The organism is Bacillus sp. FS02 (genome assembly GCF_024398395.1).
Lineage (GTDB): Bacteria > Bacillota > Bacilli > Bacillales > Bacillaceae > Bacillus > Bacillus altitudinis.
Genome location: NZ_CP074101.1, coordinates 2,746,432 through 2,765,324, shown reverse-complemented (window position 1 = coordinate 2,765,324; position 18,893 = coordinate 2,746,432). Strand labels below are relative to the sequence as shown.

15 protein-coding genes are annotated in these 18,893 nt (G+C 41.9%); 4 read left to right on the top strand and 11 right to left on the bottom strand.

Translation table 11 applies throughout. The features are described from left to right. Nucleotides 1–94 precede the first annotated feature (94 nt). From KFQ09_RS13985 to KFQ09_RS13955, 7 genes are all read right to left on the bottom strand, one after another. Nucleotides 95–838 carry a (S)-benzoin forming benzil reductase gene (locus KFQ09_RS13985; RefSeq protein ID WP_039963912.1) on the bottom strand — a complete coding sequence of 248 codons (744 nt, stop codon included), beginning with the start codon at nt 836–838 and terminating at the stop codon, nt 95–97. Between the two features lie 98 nt (nt 839–936). Further along, nucleotides 937–1,434, bottom strand: coding sequence for a type VII secretion protein EssA (gene essA / locus KFQ09_RS13980; protein WP_041091830.1), 498 nt, complete (start codon nt 1,432–1,434; stop codon nt 937–939). After that, nucleotides 1,415–4,312 carry a type VII secretion protein EsaA gene (gene esaA, locus KFQ09_RS13975; RefSeq protein WP_048002198.1) on the bottom strand — a complete coding sequence of 966 codons (2,898 nt, stop codon included), beginning with the start codon at nt 4,310–4,312 and terminating at the stop codon, nt 1,415–1,417. Before esaA ends, essA begins: the two co-directional genes overlap by 20 nt. Beyond that, complete coding sequence (gene essC, locus KFQ09_RS13970; RefSeq protein ID WP_255835768.1) at nt 4,309–8,784, bottom strand: type VII secretion protein EssC; 4,476 nt, start codon at nt 8,782–8,784, stop codon at nt 4,309–4,311. The genes esaA and essC overlap by 4 nt, the downstream gene beginning before the upstream one ends. A gap of 51 nt (nt 8,785–8,835) precedes the next feature. Continuing rightward, entirely contained in the window at nt 8,836–10,149 is a 1,314-nt protein-coding gene (essB, locus tag KFQ09_RS13965; RefSeq protein WP_045034547.1) for a type VII secretion protein EssB, read from the bottom strand. Nucleotides 10,150–10,163: 14 nt separating this feature from the next. Continuing rightward, a complete protein-coding gene (locus KFQ09_RS13960; protein WP_008345897.1) occupies nt 10,164–10,403 on the bottom strand; it encodes an ESX secretion system protein YukD in 240 nt (79 codons plus the stop codon). A 95-nt stretch (nt 10,404–10,498) separates the two neighbouring features. Beyond that, nucleotides 10,499–10,792: a WXG100 family type VII secretion target gene (locus KFQ09_RS13955; RefSeq protein WP_003213769.1), complete on the bottom strand. Its 294-nt coding sequence runs from the start codon at nt 10,790–10,792 to the stop codon at nt 10,499–10,501. A 407-nt stretch (nt 10,793–11,199) separates the two neighbouring features. Here KFQ09_RS13955 and KFQ09_RS13950 point away from each other — a divergent pair, with 407 nt between their 5' ends. The 3 genes from KFQ09_RS13950 (at nt 11,200) to KFQ09_RS13940 (ending at nt 14,389) form a co-directional block, all read left to right on the top strand. Then, on the top strand, nt 11,200–12,429 hold the full coding sequence (locus tag KFQ09_RS13950) for a sporulation transcriptional activator AdeR (RefSeq protein WP_008345900.1): 1,230 nt from the start codon (nt 11,200–11,202) through the stop codon (nt 12,427–12,429). Nucleotides 12,430–12,539: 110 nt separating this feature from the next. Then, nucleotides 12,540–13,676 carry an alanine dehydrogenase gene (ald, locus tag KFQ09_RS13945; protein ID WP_050826570.1) on the top strand — a complete coding sequence of 379 codons (1,137 nt, stop codon included), beginning with the start codon at nt 12,540–12,542 and terminating at the stop codon, nt 13,674–13,676. A 116-nt stretch (nt 13,677–13,792) separates the two neighbouring features. Then, nucleotides 13,793–14,389: a biotin transporter BioY gene (locus tag KFQ09_RS13940; protein ID WP_008345905.1), complete on the top strand. Its 597-nt coding sequence runs from the start codon at nt 13,793–13,795 to the stop codon at nt 14,387–14,389. 47 nt (nt 14,390–14,436) lie between these two features. Here the strand turns inward: KFQ09_RS13940 and KFQ09_RS13935 are convergent, their stop codons facing one another. From KFQ09_RS13935 to KFQ09_RS13925, 3 genes are all read right to left on the bottom strand, one after another. Further along, nucleotides 14,437–15,765: a Na+/H+ antiporter family protein gene (locus KFQ09_RS13935; RefSeq protein ID WP_008345907.1), complete on the bottom strand. Its 1,329-nt coding sequence runs from the start codon at nt 15,763–15,765 to the stop codon at nt 14,437–14,439. Between the two features lie 139 nt (nt 15,766–15,904). Then, nucleotides 15,905–17,395, bottom strand: a complete 1,491-nt coding sequence (locus tag KFQ09_RS13930) for a leucyl aminopeptidase (protein ID WP_008346787.1) — start codon at nt 17,393–17,395, stop codon at nt 15,905–15,907. Nucleotides 17,396–17,451: 56 nt separating this feature from the next. After that, complete coding sequence (locus KFQ09_RS13925; RefSeq protein ID WP_142407259.1) at nt 17,452–17,643, bottom strand: hypothetical protein; 192 nt, start codon at nt 17,641–17,643, stop codon at nt 17,452–17,454. A 78-nt stretch (nt 17,644–17,721) separates the two neighbouring features. Between KFQ09_RS13925 and KFQ09_RS13920 the strand changes: the two genes are divergently transcribed. Further along, a complete protein-coding gene (locus KFQ09_RS13920) occupies nt 17,722–18,198 on the top strand; it encodes a divergent PAP2 family protein (RefSeq protein ID WP_008346791.1) in 477 nt (158 codons plus the stop codon). Between the two features lie 40 nt (nt 18,199–18,238). On the opposite strand, the gene KFQ09_RS13915 is transcribed toward KFQ09_RS13920, so the two are convergent. Continuing rightward, nucleotides 18,239–18,883 (bottom strand): 3D domain-containing protein, encoded by a 645-nt coding sequence (locus KFQ09_RS13915; protein WP_046526543.1) that lies wholly within the window; start codon nt 18,881–18,883, stop codon nt 18,239–18,241. Nucleotides 18,884–18,893: the final 10 nt, after the last annotated feature.

Here is an 18,893-nt window from a genome sequence, read left to right as displayed (position 1 = left end):
AAACTCAAATGTTCTGTCATATTTCCGATGAGTCTCAAAATTAGCTTATGCTCGATAAGCTGTCTTTGCTTGTACAATACGAAAAAAGCAGCCGTTATGACTGCTTTTTTCCATACTCACGGGCATCGTATACACAACCGCCAGCTGGGTCATCTGCTAGAAGGTCGAGTAAAATACCGGCCACTTCATCTGGGCTCTTTAACGTACCTGTTTCATGTAATTGCTGAAACCGTTCAATTTGTTCAAAGTCCTGTTTGGAGGATTTCCGAATCTCTCCCTGCATATCCGTATCAATCGTACCGGGTGAAAAGGAAAACGTGGTGACAGGATATGCTTCGTCCTGCTGTTCCTCATGTAAAGTCCTCATAAACATATCAAGCCCTGCTTTTGAACTGCAATAGGCACTCCATCCTTTGTACGGGTTTTTAGCTGCCCCAGAAGAAAGATGCACGATGGTTTTCTTCCCTTCAAGAGATTGTGTCTCCCTCACAAACACGTGACTGAGCAAAACAGGGATGACAAGGTTCAGCGTATAATGCTGATGAAGCGTATCTTCTCCGCCTTGCCCTGCACGCTTGATAGGAGTCACCATTCCTGCATTATTGACAAGCAAGACGTCATCAGCGTCTGCGAGAGTTTGCGAGGACAAGATGCCCTGAAGCCACTTTGCAGCCGATTCCTCATCAGTGAGATCGACCTGTGAATGCGTGAGGTGTGGATGGGATAGTGGCGACTCACTTCTTGCAGCGGTATACACGTTATCCCCGCGTGAAAGTAGCTGTTTGACAAGTGCTAAACCAAATCCTTTTGATCCGCCTGTGACGATTGAAATTCGAATGACAATCTCCTCCCTTGATAACACTATTTTAAATAGTGAATCGGTATCACATCAAGCAATCTGCATAAAGAAAAGCCTGCCCTTTTTAAAGAGGCAGGCTATTTCTTTTCCGTCTTCACATTCACCTTTGGAATCAGAATGATCATGACAATGATGCCAAAGGCGATCAAGATGCCAAAAATGATTGGCAGAAGCGCCGATCTCTGCTTTTCATGATCATCGCCAGAAGGCGTTGATACAGCCGAATCGCTGAAAGAGATATTCATCTCTTTCATCATACGAGCTGGCGTTTTAGGCGGATTTTCTTTCAGATCACTAAAAATTTGTGGCGAAAGTTGACCACCAGAGGTCTTAGGCGGGTCAGCAAAGTGAATGTCCGTTTTGACTTTAGATGTTGTTTTGCTTTGTTCGTATTTCGTTTGATCCCTCAATATACTCGAATTAATATTGAGGTTCTTTTCTTGATATTCATTCGGCTTGACATTCGTATCCGTATCTTCACCTGTAGCAGCAAAAGCAGCAGGACTGAGGAGAAAAAGGGATATGACACCAAGTGCCATCCCTTTGACGAATAGATTAAGCCTCATGAGTGACATCACGTTCCTCTGTTTTGTCTTTCCATAGCTTCTTCACTAGTGGAATGACCATGAACAATATCGTTAAAATCAGTAGCCCTGTGATGCCCATACCGAAGTTGTCTCCATTTCCATATTGGATAGACAGATACACGTCTGTCACTGGATTTGTAAAATGGAAGTTTGGCATGACCAAATCAATTAACGGTGCAACAAAGAAGAATATAAGCGCCGTTGCTGCCATCCATCCGGCAATTGAACCGAAAAGGAAAGCTGTGCGAATAAAGGCAGAGCATGCCACTAGCAGCAAAATCGTAAAGATGGACCATTGAATGGCTTGGTCATCAGCTAGTTTGTAAATGTTGAGTCCAAACAGGCTGATCATGAGCCCGACTAACAGATTTAAAATACCAAACAGTGCACCTTTGACCAGCATTGGCGCTGACGCATAGTACGAGCTAAAAAAGCCAATCAACAAACTGCTGATCATGACAATAACCAAAATGACTACTGGCGGTACAGTCTGCGTTTTTTCTTCTGGCACATCGCCGCTAATTTTCAGCGGATTGGCTAAATGGTTATACACATAGTTGCTGTTGCCTTGATCGTCTAAAGTGTTGCCTAAAATACCCTTCAAATCTTGTTGAACAAGCTTCGTAGAATTGACATTCTTACTCCAGTTTTCGTTCAACGTATCTGCTTTTTCTTGAACGGTTGTGACACTTTCTTCAATATTATTCGTATAATCCGCCACCCCTTTTTGGCGGTCGGTTAACGAACTCATATTTTCAGAAAGACGAAGCACTTCCTGACCAATTGAATCCTGTGCACTCACAACAATCGAACTGCCCGCAAGGTCTGCCGTATACACCGCATCTCCTTGATCAGCCATTTGTTCAGCTACTGTGTCCGCACTTTCAGAAATGGCATTTAACTCCTGTTCCATGCTTGCCTGCTGAGTCGAAATGTATTCTGCGTAGCCATCTGAGAATTTTTGCATCTCATCAATAAAGGTAGACACATCATCATTTGACGTCAGCATTTGATTTTTGAGTGTATCCCAGTTTTCCGTTTCTTCTTTTTTGATGGCAAGGATGGACTGGATTTCATCTCCTTTTGTGTCTAGTAGAGATGAGTTGTTTGTTGGTTGATATAGATTCCCAAGCATCATCTCTAGCTGAGACAGTTGATTGGAGTATTCCATTAACTTTTTGGTGCTTGTTGAATTTGTTTTAAACTCTTGATCAAATATTTTCGTATTCACAGTGTTGCCAATCGGCGAGTTTACTCGTTTCAGCTCTTGCACTTTGTTTAAAATAGAGGATTCCTGATTTTTGATTTCATTCGGAATGACGTTATATCGATCTTGTAACCTTAGAATCATCTTTTCAAGCTTCTCTACTTTTTTCGTGAGGCTTTCAAGCTCCTTACTCATTTGACTTACTTTGTCTTTCAATTGGTCGTTATGAGCGGCCGCTTTTTCTTGAATCTTCTTTTTCACTTCTTCTAAACGATTAGACAGTGCTTTCAGGTCGTCTTTTGATTGATTCGTGCCGCTGTTATCTGGCTGAACAGCATCCTGGCCATTTTCACCCTCTTTATCATCTTCATTAGTAGGAGGTGCAGTCTGATCTTCTAATTGATCAGCTAGATCGTTCATTTCCGATGAAATTTGCGAGAGTTCATTTGTTTCATCATCTAAGTTAATGCCAATCTCTTCTGGGTTCTCGTTATCTTGATCTGATTGCCCGTCATCATCAGGATCAGCTGGCTGCTCGGGCGCGTTCATTAACTCTTGCCTTTTTGTCTCTAGCTTATTCTGCAAGGCGATGATCTTACTTTTATAGGCCTCTAAGTATTGACCTTCATAATTCTTCAATAGTTCTTCTTGAGACGCCTTCACAAGGTCCGTTAATCCCGACGATTGCTTAGGAATTACGTCTTCTCTTGCCCTTTGAACAGATTGAATTGCGCTGTCCGTTGTTTTAAGCTGACTTTGGACCCCATTGATATCGGTTTTGAGTCCGCCCATTTGATCGCTAAAGCTGCGGGCGTTTTGGTTTTGAATCTCCGCAAGCTGTTTGAGTCCTTGCTGGATTTGTTTTTTGCTTGTCGATTGCGCTTTGATCAAGAGATCCTTTTGTTTGTCTTGATACTGCTGATATTGATCGACTACTTTTACGAAATCCTTCAGCTGGCTTTTCGCTTCTTCTGTTGTACTTAAACCGTCTTTATACTGTTTTTGTGAATCGGCCATCGCATTTTTTAGTTCTTCTATTTGTTTCTTCTGCTGCTGGACGGCATCAGATAGTTTGTTTGAATTTGGCTTATAGAAGTTGTACATCGTGTTTTGGAATTCGACCTCTTTACCAACAATATGCTCAAACTCTTCTCTGACATTGCCGATTTCCTGTGATACAAAACTCCAATATAAAGTCGACATTTGTTCATTCATTTTCTTTTGAGCATTTTCTAGCTCTCTTTGTACTTTTTCTTTATTCACTGCATTGAGCTGATCTTGGATTGAGAATTGGATAGATGCCTTCTCAGGATGATCCTTATCATAGCTCAGCACATTTTTAGAGAAGTCAGATGGAATATAAAGAACTGCATCGTACTTTCTATTTTTCAGGCCATTTTCTGCCGCACTTCGATTGACGACTGTCCATGTGTAATCTGGACGCTCTGATAATGCCGCCACCACATCCTGTCCGAAACGAGCGGTATTTTCACTTTCGCTCGCCCCCATATCCTCATTGACCACGGCTATGTTACGTGTGGCATTCTTTTTCTGTTTTGCCGGATCATCCCCAATGAGATGGAAAAATAGAACCGGCAAGACGAGAATCAGTATCATGGTCGACACGATTTTGATGGAGCTTTTTTGCTGCTCTGTCATTGAACACTCTTCCTTTCTACCGCACATAAAGGAACCTGGATTTTCTTCTCTTTCCCGTTTTCAACCAAATATCCGAATCCTGGCTGAATCTCTGGTTCTTGTCTTGCATACGGAAGCGGTATGATGTTTTGCTCTGATTTTTTCATCAGTAACATGGCATGACGAACTTGTTTGATTTCGTTTGTGAGTGCATCATAGCCTTTACTGAATTCGGTATGATTTCCTGATGCGATCAAGCTGAAGCCTAAGTGTGCATATGATTTCATGAAATCAGCCAATTGATCTTGAAGGCGTGGGTCGATTGTCTGCTGAAAACGCGTAATGCCATCAATCACAAGCACAATTTGAGAGAACGACAACTGATCAGTCTCTCCTCGGCGCACAGCTTCGACGTACATCTCTTCACGCACCTTGAATAAACGATCTATTTCCTCTGCCCATTCTGTGATATCATCCTTTGTTTCAAGGTAATCAATGTTTTCTTCTTTTGCATAATGAGAGAGCCCCCGATCAATCGAATCAAAGACGGCCAGCTTCTCAGGTTTTGCTACTAATAGCTGATCAAGCATTAGTTTGGTCACATTTGTTTTCCCTCGCTGCGTTTGACCGATGATGAGGCAGTGTTTATTCTTCTTCAAGTCAAAGTAAACAGGTGCAACAGATTCCTCATCTAGTCCGACTGGAATGTGATACGGCTGTTTTTGTTCTTCTAAGCGACTCTCTAGCTCCCAAATGGTCAGCTTATCAGGAAGCATCGGCACAGGTTTTGGTTTTTCAGCTGATTCAAAGCGAGCATCTAGAAGCTGGATCTCTTGTTTTAAATGCTCAAACAATTCGAGATCGTTCTCTCCTTCAACTGGCAGGAACATTTGGGCAAAGTAAAGCTCTTCTTTGTTGATAATGACTCGTCCTGGAATCGGCTCTAAGCTGAATTTCGGTCTGCCAATAATGGAGTATGCCTCTCCTTGATCCATTAAGTAATGGACAATCTTTGTTTTCAAGTTGTTCATAAGAGATTGACGGACTGCGTTGACACGAGTCGCTGTGATTAAGAAATAAATGCCTAACGATTGGCCATCACGGCTTAACTGAATAAATTCAGATTCGAGTTCATGCATTTCGTCTTTCACAATGTCAAAGTTGTCAATCACGATAAATATGAATGGAAGCTTTTTCTCATTCAGCGCATTGTACATTTTGATATGACTCATTTCCTGCTGTCTAAATAAACGCTTGCGATATTCAACCTCTTCACGAAGACGCTTCATCGACTTTTGAATCTTTCTCATTTGATCCATTAAGAAATAATCAGCCGTATGCGGAAGTTTGGCAAGCGGTAGCAAGGTGCCGTTACCGAAGTCATAAATATATGCATGCCATTCTTCAGGTGAATATCTTTCTGCGAAGCTCATAAGCAGTGTTGTTGCAGCAAGTGATTTGCCGTAGCCGGATGAACCGAAGATGCCAATATTTCCATCCTCCATCATTTGATAAGAAAGTGGATGCTGGCTTTGCTGATCTGGCTCATCGACAAGAGCGAAATGGAAGACGTGCTCTTCACTTGATGCATAACGTGTTTTTGGAATACGCTCTTCAAGCGGTGGAAGCCATGGACTCGGAAGCTTTTCAATTCCAAGCTCCTGCTGCATACGTTCAATTTCATCCACAACAGCGGAAATTTCCGTCACTGTCTCTTTTTTCACAGCTGGCTCTGTACTTACCCCTGATAATGGGATCAGTCCAGTGTCCGTTACAATGGCGATGTCATCTTCTGATCCGTAGCCATCTTCCATATACGGTGCACCACTCCAAGCCGATTGGAATAATTCATAGATTTCATTGTTCCCCACTTGTAAATATCCACGACCTGTCACGGTAATCGACGCTGCATCACTATTTTTCAAAATTTCCTTACTGTCTGATGCATCTTGTACCTTTAATGCGACTTTAAAGCGGGAGTTACTCCAAATTTGATCATCAATGACCCCGCCGGGCTTTTGTGTCGCCAAAATGAGATGGACACCGAGACTTCGTCCAATCCGCGCGGCACTGACAAGCTCTCTAATAAAATCTGGCTCTTCACTTTTTAATTCAGCAAACTCATCAGAGATTAAGAACAAATGAGGCATCGCCTGTTCCGCCTTTTTCTCTTTATAGAGTTTCGTATAGTCATTGATATGATTCACATGATACTGATCAAACAAGCGCTGTCTTTTCTTCAGTTCACTTTTAATAGAGGCAAGCGCTCTTTCACTAAAGTTTTTGCTGCCTTCAATGTTTGTGATCGTACCAAGTAAGTGCGGAATATTTCGGAACGGCTGCGCCATTCCGCCCCCTTTGTAATCAATGAGCAGGAACGCCACTTCATGCGGGTGAAAGTGTACAGCCAAGGATAAAATATACGTCTGTAAAAACTCACTTTTTCCTGATCCCGTTGTTCCTGCTAATAGACCATGTGGGCCATGTGCTTTTTCATGCAGATTTAGATCGACAATATCGTTTTTTCCTTTATAACCGATAGGCACAGATAATGACTTTGCTGTTTCAGATGTCAGCCATTTTTCACGAATGCCAATGTCATCTACCTGTTTGGCATGAAACAAGTCAAGGAAGGAGACTGTTTCTGGAATCGAGTTGGTCATCCCGACTTGATGATCTAATGTTCTTAAGGTTCTGGCAAACAGCTCATTGTCCGCTCGCTCATGTGCATCCAGCTGAAATGGAATTCGTACAGCCTTCTTATGCTGAATGAGAATATCTCCTTCTTCTTCGTTAATGTAACGAACAAGCGTTGAAATATTTTCAGCCAAGCTTTCCTTTGTTTCTGCCGCAAAGATAATTGAGATGCCTAAATCCGTCCGGCTGCCTTCTAGGTATTCTAAAATCACATGTTCCGCAATGAGTTCATGGTTTGTCACGATAAACACAAAGTGAGGCGTAAAGATTTTTTTCTCTTTTTCCTCTTCCAGATCACGCTCTCGTAAAATTTCATAAATAGAAGACAAAAGCTGATCACGTGTTTGTTCGTTGTATATAAACCCTTTCCCGTATGTATGAGGAAGTTGGAAGTGCGGCAGCCATTTCATCCATTCCCAGTTCTCATACTCCTGTTCATTAAAGATAAAAACAAATCTCAAATCATGATAGCTGTGCGAGAAAGCAAGCTGACCGACAAGCTGGTGAAGCTCATTTTTGACAATTGCCGGTTTTCCTATTAATCCGGTTGGACCGTCCGCAAGACCGAACGTAATCGGTACATCTTTTACCTCGCGATAGACGTTTTGCATATGCTGTGTTTGTTCCATTAAGTCATCGATGTCACGATTGGCCATATCGCCGCCGCTCGTCGATAATTCATAACTTGAAGGAACTGCACCTGTCCCTAGACGCAACTGTAAAAAATCATCACTGACAAGCGTCTTTTCCCAAATACGCCCGCTGATTTCTGACGTCAAATATTTCATTTGTTCAAAAGACGGATAATGATACGTTAAAATAAATTGTTGACGGTCATACAACTCTTGCAGCTCTTTCCGCTTATTTTCTAAGTAAAGAGAGTAAACGCGTTGCCGCTTCTCTTCTCGTCTTTTGCGCTGTGATTTCTCTTTAAAATATTGAACGGACGAAGTAATTAACGTCATAATAAACATCGCCATCGACACGACAATAAAGATACCTCGCGGCTGTACAAGGGCCACGATCCCCATGACAATCAGCATGACAAGCGGCGGAAGAACCACGAGCCAAAGTCCTCTGCCGTTATTTTCACTCTCCTGTGAAGGAAAGCTGAAAGACACCCGGTCATCTGGCAGATCGTAAATCAAACGTGGTGTTCGTCTATATAAAGGATATTTTTGTTTCGTTTCGGTACTCGGCGGCCTTGTTTTTTCTAAACTTGTTTGAAATGGTTCAAATGCTATTACTTGCAATAAATCATCATCTTTCAATGACAGCGTCAAAAAGTTCCAAAACAGCTCATCTCCAGCAAGAAGCTGCTGTGGACCGTGCAGCTGTTTCCCGTTCACATAGATCGTTTCATCTTGGGGAATCACATACCAAGCGCCTTCTATTTTTTCCAACGTGAAGGATTTGGCATTTTGAAACATTGAATGGGCTTCTTCTTTCCACACATCCGCTTCATCTATTTCTTCACTTGAAATAGTCACTTCGACTCTATTTCCTAGGTAATAAATGATTTGATCATGATGTGAATCCATCAACATGAGTGTGAGTGAACCAACCTGATATGGTTCATGTGGAAGTAAGTGACCTTTCTTTTTTTCGCCCTGATAAAGAGAAAAGCCGTCATTCGTTTCATCTGGAGATAAACGAATCAATCCTTCATCAAACGAAAGGGAAGGAATCGTTACTGTATGCTCTATTTCAGGTCCAATCACAGCTTCCCGGTTGAACTGCTCATCTAAACGGACGGTTTGATAATCTTCTTCATAAAAAACCCATAGAAGACTCAAACGCTCCACCTCCTCATCGGACAGCACCAACTGTCAGTTGTATCGAAAGAATTATTTTTTCTCATCTTTTTTCGTCTGAGAGGTTTTCTTTTTTGCATCAGATTCTTTCTCTTTTTTCTCCTGATCGGCTTTTGACTGCTCTTTTTGTTCAGCTGTTTCATCTGTTTGGCTTGCATCTGAGGAGTCATTGGTGCTCGTCTCCGTTGTTTCTTTTTCTTCATACTTCGCCATTTCCTTAATGATTGGATCTAGCTGTTTTTGTTTTTCTTCAGCAGATAGGCTGTCGTCATTTTGAATTTCATTGCGGTAGGCGACGAGTGCTGTGAATATGTATCGGTCGTCCCCGAGCACCCTTGCAATATCCAGAGCTTCCTTGCTATTGCCTTGTCCAATATGAATCCAGAACAGGAAGTATTGCGGGTCTGTCTGCAATGTGTACGTATCCGTGATTTCTTTTTTGTGCTGGTCAAGCAATAGATTCCCTTGATTCGTTTGCACATACGAAATGGCCAGTTCATATTGAAGAGAGACTGGCATTTGATCGGCTTTGTATTTTTCGAGCGTATCCACCACTTGGCTGTACTGTTTGTTGAGATAATATTTGTTCGCTTCCACATACGCTTCTTGTTTCGGCATGGCGAAAAAGAACGTGTAAATGGTATACACCAATGCAGGAATCAAAAGAACAAGGAGACCAAGTCCAATGTATCGTTCAATCTTCCATTTCTTTTTTGGAATGGTTAAGAGCGTCTTTTCTTTTGCTTCGATGGCTTCTATTTTTTGTTGAATCAAAGCAGACAATTCTTCCAGCGACTGTGTGTCACTTATTTCCTTTGCCTGCTCAGATAATTTCAACGTATCATGATAAGCCAAATATTCTTGAAACTGATATTCATGGTCCACCACTCGAAGAATGACGGCTTTGACCTCTTTTAATAGACGATGTTGGTCGGTTTCATATGGCGGGATGCTTTCTTTGACCCCGTAATGCAAAAATGCAGGCGCTAAGCCTTGATGAAAAACAATGTTTTCAGGAGAAACAATAGGATGCAGCCGCTTCACGTCGTGTTTGCACACTGCATCGACAAGCTGGTATGAAAAAATCCATTTGCTTTTTTCATCCTTTGCATGGATGAAACGAAATTCCTGATAGGCAGGAGGCGGTTGAATCGAAATGATGACCTCACCTTCGGTTAATTGGATCTCTTTTTTAAATGAAGGATTGATGTCTTTAATCGGTGCCGCTTCTAAACCGTCTAAGAGTTTAATTGTCTCTCTTTGAAAAATGAAGGTGTAAGTGCCTTCCTCTTTTTTCATGACTGCTTCTAATTGTTCTTCTAAATAGGAACTCTTTTTATCTGCCATTTACAAAAGTCCTTTCATAGTATTTCCAGCCTGTCTCCTGTGGTGATTCCACAGTCTGACAGCTTATATTCGCCTGAAAACACAGCTTTCTTATTGACTACACGCACCCATCCGCCATCTCGTTTAGGTAGTGAGATTTGTTTTGCCTGCCAGGCGATATGGATGACTTGTTTAATATGTAAATAATTTGATAGTCTCAAATCAAACACACTGCCATCATAGTTTTTTAAGTCGATGGTAATATCGATATACACAAATTTCCACCTCACAAAATAGAAAGAGCGCCGGCATCAACTGACAGACTCGGCGCTTTTTCTGCTTTTCACACTTAGAAAGGAAATCCCTTTGATTAGCCGCGGATTTGGCTAGCGATGTCTTGGTCAGTGCTTTCAAGTGTATTTGCAGTTTGATCAAGCTGATTGCTGACATCTGTTAATAGATCAGACATTTTGATGAATGAAGGTTTTAGCTGTTCGTATTGATCAGCGAATGCTTCACTAGAAGCACCTTCCCACATTCCTTTTAGGTCAGAGATCATTCTATTTAGACGATCAACTTGGTTTAACACTTCTTGACTTTCAACACCATATTGCTTAGCGGTCGCTCTTAGTTCTTCTGGGGTTACGCGAATAATTCCTGACATATTCCTCATTACCTCCCGTGCATAGCCGCCATATAATGGGCTAATCCACTTATTTTTTGACGTTATTATTATAAAAACAGAAATGATACACAGTCAAACAAATCTGTTTTTATTTTACAAAATGAGTCTATAGAATTACTGTTTTTTCGCTCTTTATCTAGTATTTAACAATTTTTTGGTCATATATTCTTAATAAAAGGGCGTGCACTTCGATGAACCTTTCCGCCTATTGATTTTTTACTACATTATTATTGTACTATTTCTTTTTGTGATAAACGCATGACCAATGTGCTCATTTCTCAAGCTTTTTGTTTTTTTAATGATTATGGCATTTTCTTGTTGATTTACGTACCTGATTCTCTTCATAATGTAAGTACGTGAAATATTCGAAAAAGCAGGGGTTTTTTATGACAAAAAAGACAGATCCATTTAAGTATAGCCTTGATCGTTTAGAGGATGTGGCAGACCAAATTAGTGATGTGCTCAATTGCCCTATTACTATAGAAGATACTCATCATCGATTATTAGCCTATAGCACACATAATGATTTCACTGATCCCGCCAGAACTTCAACCATTATCTCCCGCCGTGTACCGGAAAAAGTCATTAATCGGCTTTGGAAAGACGGTATCATTCCTACACTCCTTAAAACAGATGAACCGCTTCGCGTACCTCAAATTGCAGAAGTCGGTCTATCCAGCAGGGTTGCCATTTCCATATGGAAAGACAAAGAGGTGCTCGGTTTTATCTGGGCAATTGAATCCACGCAGCCTTTTTCAGATGAAGAAATGGACCTTCTCAAGATGGCAGCACATGCCGTGAAAAACAAATTACTCAATTTACAAATTCGAAAAACGAAAACAGAAGAACGCAATCAGGAGCTATTTTGGAAGATGCTCACAGGACATATTCATGAAAAGGATGAGATGCTTGATCTCTTCTTGAGGCTTGGGATGAGGTGTCCAGACACGTATGCGATTATTATTTTTCGCCTTCGTGATGAACTGACAGAAGATACGGAAAAGAAGCTCTCCTATCTGCTTGAAACAACGCAGCAAGTGCAGGTGCTGTTAACGACTGTTGATTTTAACGAATTCATTATTCTTGTCTCGCCAAAAACAGAACATCCGCTTCAAGATATTAAACAATTCACAAGCGGCATGCTAAAGCAGTTGTCTGATCGGTATCAGCTCCATGACGTTCAAGCGGCCATTGGTGGAATTTACGATCACATTACTCATATTCAGCCATCCTATAAAGAAGCACTGGCCGTCTTAAAAACAAAAGAACGCTTTCCTGTGGAAACAGAACAATTAAACAGCTTTTCTGAACTGGGTATTTATCAATACTTAGATGTGCTTGCTGAAAAACGAAAGGGATCGTCTTATTCCAGTTACTCTTTATCAAAGCTTGAGGATTACGACCTCAGGCATCATTCCAACCTCGTCGAGACCCTTGAACGATTTATTGATTGTGACAGCAACGCCAATATCGCCGCAAAGCAGTTAAATATTCATATCAACACACTGAATTACAGACTGAAGCGGATTACGGACATTGCAGAAATTGATTTAAAAAACATGAATGAGAAAATGACCATTTATCTTGATATGAAGCTAAAAAACGTCCCTTTGTGAAATTTCACAAAGAGGCGTTTTTTAATTTTTTCATTCAACCGAAGAATTTTCTAAACTTTCAGGATACACTAGACATACAATATCAATAGATAAGCATAGGAGGAATTGATATGATCATCGGCATTCCGAAAGAGATTAAGAACAATGAAAACCGGGTCGCATTAACACCAGGAGCAGCATCTCAATTGCTTTCAGCTGGACACCAGATTTTAATTGAAACGAACGCTGGTTTTGGAAGCGGATTCACTGATGACGATTATGTATCTGTTGGTGCAGAGATTCTTGATCAAGCGAAAGATGTGTGGGCATCTTCTGATATGATTATGAAGGTAAAAGAACCATTACCAGAAGAATATTCATATTTCAGAGAAGGTCTGATCTTATTTACGTACCTGCATCTTGCAGCAGAGCCCTCCTTGGCTGAAGCATTAAAACAAAAAGGTGTGACAGCCATTGCTTATGAAACGGTAACGGACGGAAAATCACTCCCTCTATTAACGCCAATGTCTGAAGTTGCAGGTAGAATGGCTGCTCAAATTGGTGCTCAATTTTTAGAAAAGCCAAAAGGCGGAAAAGGCATTCTGCTCGCAGGCGTGCCAGGAGTATCGAGAGGGAAAGTCACCATTATTGGCGGCGGTGTCGTTGGAACAAATGCAGCGAAAATGGCGATCGGACTTGGCGCAGATGTCACTCTTATTGATGTAAATGCGGAACGATTACGCCAGCTGGACGATCAGTTTGGTCATCAAATGAAAACGTTAATGTCTAATCCTGTTAACATTGCAGATTCAGTGAGCGAGGCAGACCTGCTCATTTGTGCGGTTCTCATCCCAGGTGCCAAAGCTCCAACCCTTGTCACAGAAGAAATGGTGAAACAAATGAAGCCTGGTTCTGTCATTGTCGATGTAGCCATTGACCAAGGCGGGATTGTGGAAACAATCGATCATATCACAACACATGATCAGCCTACTTATGAAAAGCACGGCATTTTACATTATGCTGTTGCCAATATGCCAGGAGCGGTTCCGAGAACATCGACAGTTGCTTTAACAAACGTCACGGTCCCATACGCACTGCAGATTGCAAATAAAGGCGCTGCAAAAGCGATCAAAGAAAACAAGGCGATTGCTGAAGGCGTCAATGTGATGAACGGACATATCACCTATGAAGCTGTCGCTCGTGATCTCGGCTATGATTATGTGCCTGTTAGTAAAGCCCTTCAAACCTCTTCCATGACCGAAGCTTAATATCTAGCCCGCCCTTTTCAGGGGCGGGTTTTATTGTTAACCTAAAATAAAAATGAGTTGACAAAAGAACCTCTTCCCCTTAATCTATTTGTACAGATAAGACAGGGGGAAATATCATGCAAAAGAAGACAAGAACAGCTGACTTTGTGCTCGTCGGGATGTTTGCTGCACTCATGGCTATCGGAGCCAATATCACATCCATTGTGCCATTTTTACAGGTCGGCGGAATCCCACTTACGATGCAGCCGTTTTTTTGTGTGCTTGCTGGTCTTTTGTTGGGCAGACGACTTGGCGCATTGGCCATGATTGTCTATGCTCTTGTTGGGATCGCTGGTGCACCTGTATTCGCACAGTTCTCGGCGGGTCTCGGCGTTATTTTAGGAAAAAGCGGTGGCTTTGTGTTATCATACATTCCTGCTGCTTGGCTTGCCGGATTCATTCTTGAAAAAAGACAAAACCCTGGTTTTGGCCGCTTTTTATTTGCAGCCATTGCAGGAACGACCGTGATGTATGTGATCGGGACAACTTATACATACATCGCATTAAATGTATGGCTGAACGCACCAATCTCTTATCAAACTACATGGTTCTTCATGATTTGGTTTATGGTAAAAGACTATGCGCTGACCATCCTCCTTGCGATGCTGGCACCTAAAATTTATCGATCGGTTTCAAAAGCCACATCCTTTCGAAAAGAACAAACAGCTTCCTAATATCAGAAAAGGTTCCTTTACTCTATGAGTAAGGAACCTTTTTTCATTTATAGCATAATTGCCGCAAGCCAGCCGAACAAGACGAGCGGGATATTATAAAAAGCGAATGTTGGGACACATGTACCCCAAATGTGGTGATGCTGTCCATCCATATTCAGTCCAGATGTTGGTCCGAGTGTACTGTCGCTTGCAGGTGAACCTGCATCTCCTACCGCCGCAGCTGAACCAATAATCGCAATAGTCGCCATCGGGCTGAATCCTAAGTGTAAACAAAGCGGGACAAAGATCGTCGTAATAATCGGAATCGTTGCAAATGATGAGCCAATGCCCATTGTCACTAGCAGACCCACCAGTAGCATTAAAATAGCCGCTAAGCTTTGGCTGTTTCCGATAAATTGAGAAGACGCCTTGACGAGAGATTCAATATCTCCTGTTTTCGTTAAAACATTGGCAAATCCAGCTGCAACAAGCATGACAAATCCGATAAATGCCATCATGTTCATGCCAGATGTAATCAGCGCATCTGCTTCATCGCGTTTCATCATTCCCGTTACAAACAAGACAAGCAAGCCTGCAAGCGCACCGAAGATCATCCCTTCGACTCCAAGGCTTTGAGAGAGATATAACTGAACAATAAGTGATACAAGGATCGCAAGTCCAGCAAAGAATAAGCTCTTTTTTGTATATGCTGATTTTTCTACATCCGTAATGTCACGATTCTCATATGTTTTTGGCTTACGATAGACAAAGAGTGAAACGATCAAGCCAAGAACCATGCCGCCTACAGGAATCAGCATCGCATACGGAATGTCTGCTAAATTCACTGTTAAACCTGCATCTTTCATGTTGTCACGAAGCATTCCGTGAAAAATCTGTCCAAAACCGACCGGAAGCAAAATATATGGTGCAGTAAGTCCGAAAGTCATCACACATGCTAGCAGTCTGCGGTCAATTTGAAGCTCGTTAAACACCTTTAATAATGGCGGGATTAAGACCGGAATAAAGGCAATATGAACAGGAACAACGTTTTGAGAAAAACAAGATACGATCAAAATGACCAGAATAATGAGCACTTTTGATAATGTTTTTCTTCTTGAATCGCCTTCTTTTCCAAGAAGCTTCACAGCTCCTTCGACCATGGCATCAGGAAGACCCGTTTTCGTCAGTGCGGCTGCGAATGCACCTAATAGTGCGTAACTAATCGCCACTGTCGCATTTCCGCCAAGACCGTCAGTGAACGCTTGAACTGTTCCCCCTAGACCTAATCCACCTGCAAGTCCGCCCGCTAAAGCGCCAAGTGCCAGCGCAATCACGACATTGACCCGCAGCAAGCTTAATATCAACATTAAAACAACCGCTAAAACAACTGCATTCATGGTGAAACCTCCGAAATCCTTTAGTTTACTAATGTAGTAGATAATTAAAGTACCAACGTATGTTACCATAGAAAATTTACTTCGTCAAATGGCGTATGTCCTACATAAAAAGCTCTGCCAGTTGGCAGAGCTTCCGTCGTTATTTCTTCGGTTCAAATCGTTCCACAAATGTTGCTAATGATCTGACCATCACACCTGTTGCTCCTGTTGGACCAAAGCATGAAGGCTTTTCTGTCGTGGCTGTTCCTGCAATATCTAAGTGAACCCAAGGGGTGTCTTCAGCGAATTCCCCAATGAATGCACCTGCCATGATCGCATGACCATCACGACCTGGTGAGTTATTCAGATCAGCCATTTTGCTGTTTCTTACTCGTTTTTTATCTTTTTCGGTGATTGGCAGCTGCCAAATCATTTCCCCACATTCTTCTGATGCCTCTTTAAACTGGGCATACAGTTCATCGTTATTGGTCATCACGCCTGTTGTTTCATTCCCAAGTGCCACAATGACACCGCCTGTTAATGTCGCAACATCCACAAGCACAGAGGCACCATGCTGCTTCGCATAGGTCACACCATCTGCTAAAACAAGACGACCTTCTGCATCCGTGTTAAGCACTTCGATTGTTTTGCCGCTTAGTGAGACAATGACATCATCTGGCTTCATCGCATCTGCTGAGACCATATTATCTGTTGAGGCGATGACCGCAATGACATTCTGCTCTGGACGAAGTTCACCGATGATTTCCATTGCGCCTAAAACAGAGGCTGAACCGCCCATATCTGTTTTCATCCCCACCATACTTGCTCTTGGCTTTAAGGAATACCCACCTGTATCATACGTAATGCCTTTACCGACAAGGCCGATGACGTCTGTCCATTCTTCCTTGCCTTGATATTTCAATACAATCAGCTTCGGTGGTTCTGTTGAGCCTCTATTAACGGCTAGAATACCGCCCATTCCGAGCTCTTCCATTTGTTCTTTATCTAAAATTTCAATCTCGAATTCATATTTATAAGCAAGCTCTGCCGCATAGGATGCAAGATCAGAGGACGTGAGCATGTTCGGCGGCATATTCACAAGTGTACGAGCCGAATTGACCGATTGTCCGTAGACTTCGCCCACTTTCAGACTTGCCTGAATTTCGGCAGCATCATGATCCGTTGTTGCATAAACAAATTCGATAAAGCGATCCGGTTCATTCGTTTTATGTTTAAAATCTTGTAATTCATATGTAGCTAAAAGGCAGCTTTCAGAAAGGGCATGGGCTGCATCTTGAACAGGCAGATCCTTTCCTGTAAATGTATCAAGCAAAACCGAAACTGCTTGCTTTTTATCTTGATGAAGCTTTTTAAATAAATGCGCAAACACTTCCTTTGCCTCTTCAAACGTGTAATCTGACTCCTTCCCAAGCCCGACAAAATAAATACGTTTAATGCCGGTTTCAGGGGATGGGAAAAATTTCGAAAGCTGATTTCGCTTAGACGAAATATCGCCTTCTTTTAGTAATTCAGTGATTCTTCCTCCATGTAATTCATCCATTTCTTTTGCTTTTCCTGATAATTGGCTCTTTTGAAAAAGTCCGATGGCCAGTGTATCTTTATGTTGCAACTCATTTGTCGAGAAAAACATATTTATCACACGCTCCTTCAATGAACTCCATATTTCACATTGGAACTTCTATTATATCAAAATTTATGTGCTGATACGATCATTGCCAGCCTGTCTTCCCTTGAAGAACATTTATATTTTGGCACGCGGAAGGGCATCATGAAAAAGCGGCAGCGATCCATAGCAGCCTGTCCATGGTCTCCTCGTTCCACATCTACTTTCTTTAATGTTATAATGAACATGGACTTGGCAACAGTTCTTACTGCCATCATTTTTTTATCTTACTAGGGTAAATACTTTATCATTTCGCACGTTATTTTTTCTTAAAGAGAGGATGTTTCTTGTTCATGAGCGTACTGACGAATTTTCCGCTGCTTGCCAGCCTTGCAGCCATCTTTTTTGCACAATTTGTAAAAGTACCGATTCAATTTATCATTTCTAGACGACTAGATTGGTCGCTCATTACAAGCACAGGCGGAATGCCAAGTTCACACTCCGCAGCAGTAACAGCACTCTCAACAGCAGTTGCTTTAGAGCACGGGCTAGGAACATCTATTTTTGCCATTTCCGCCATCTTTGCCATTATTACGATGTTTGATGCGACAGGTGTTCGCAGACAGGCAGGAGAACAGGCAACTGTCCTGAACAAACTGGTCACAGATTTTAACCGGTTTGTTGCCGAGGCAAAGAACTTCCCAAATGCGGAAGAAAAAGAGAAGCAAAAGAAATTGAAAGAGCTTCTTGGGCATAAGCCGATTGAAGTCTTCTTCGGCGGCTTAACAGGAATCTTGCTCACACTCATCTTAGATTATTACTTCATGTAGAAACGAAAAAGCTTTGGACCTTTTGAGATCCAAAGCTTTTTTATTCTTTATTGGCTTGAAACTGCTGCCGGAACACTTGCATCGATTCTGCTTCATTCAACTGATTTAAGTCTTTTTCTGTCAGCGTTCCTTCACCCTTTTTAATCACATAAACGTCCAGCACTTTTTTACCCCATTCTCTATACACATCATCAACCGTTTCATAATATAAATCAAGCTTATGACCTTTAATCGCTTTCCCAGTATCTGCGACTACACCATAGCCATAATTGGGGATAAACAGGACAGTTCCAATCGGAAAGACAGATGGGTCCGCTGCCACGGTTGAATATAAGTCACGTTTTACTTTGACGCCTGAATATGTAATGCCATATGCACGATGTTCTTTCGTCTTGCCTGTTGATTCTACTCCTGCTGTATAACCTGTGGCGACAACCTTTTGCTTCGGATAATCGTTCCAATTAAATGCTTCTTCGAGAGAAACAGCACGCAAATCGTCACTTTTCACCGCCATCGTCTGCCTTTTTGGATGCTTTAAAAAAGAAGATACGTGCTTACCGGCATCGTTCTCTTTCACCCATGCAGCTAAATCACTTGGTTCTACGCCAGATATGCCCGTAAAGCTTGTCATCAAGGCAAGCATAAACAGAACTGTCATGAACAATCGTTTCATCCATGTTTTCATTTCTATTTGT

Coding starts and splice junctions, on each gene's coding strand:
- essA (WP_041091830.1), bottom strand. CDS start 1,434: ATGTCACTCATGAGGCTTAATCTATTCGTCAAAGGGATGGCACTTGGT.
- esaA (WP_048002198.1), bottom strand. CDS start 4,312: ATGACAGAGCAGCAAAAAAGCTCCATCAAAATCGTGTCGACCATGATA.
- essB (WP_045034547.1), bottom strand. CDS start 10,149: ATGGCAGATAAAAAGAGTTCCTATTTAGAAGAACAATTAGAAGCAGTC.
- KFQ09_RS13955 (WP_003213769.1), bottom strand. CDS start 10,792: ATGTCAGGAATTATTCGCGTAACCCCAGAAGAACTAAGAGCGACCGCT.
- KFQ09_RS13950 (WP_008345900.1), top strand. CDS start 11,200: ATGACAAAAAAGACAGATCCATTTAAGTATAGCCTTGATCGTTTAGAG.
- ald (WP_050826570.1), top strand. CDS start 12,540: ATGATCATCGGCATTCCGAAAGAGATTAAGAACAATGAAAACCGGGTC.
- KFQ09_RS13940 (WP_008345905.1), top strand. CDS start 13,793: ATGCAAAAGAAGACAAGAACAGCTGACTTTGTGCTCGTCGGGATGTTT.
- KFQ09_RS13935 (WP_008345907.1), bottom strand. CDS start 15,765: ATGAATGCAGTTGTTTTAGCGGTTGTTTTAATGTTGATATTAAGCTTG.
- KFQ09_RS13930 (WP_008346787.1), bottom strand. CDS start 17,395: ATGTTTTTCTCGACAAATGAGTTGCAACATAAAGATACACTGGCCATC.
- KFQ09_RS13925 (WP_142407259.1), bottom strand. CDS start 17,643: ATGGCAGTAAGAACTGTTGCCAAGTCCATGTTCATTATAACATTAAAG.
- KFQ09_RS13920 (WP_008346791.1), top strand. CDS start 17,722: ATGAGCGTACTGACGAATTTTCCGCTGCTTGCCAGCCTTGCAGCCATC.
- KFQ09_RS13915 (WP_046526543.1), bottom strand. CDS start 18,883: ATGAAAACATGGATGAAACGATTGTTCATGACAGTTCTGTTTATGCTT.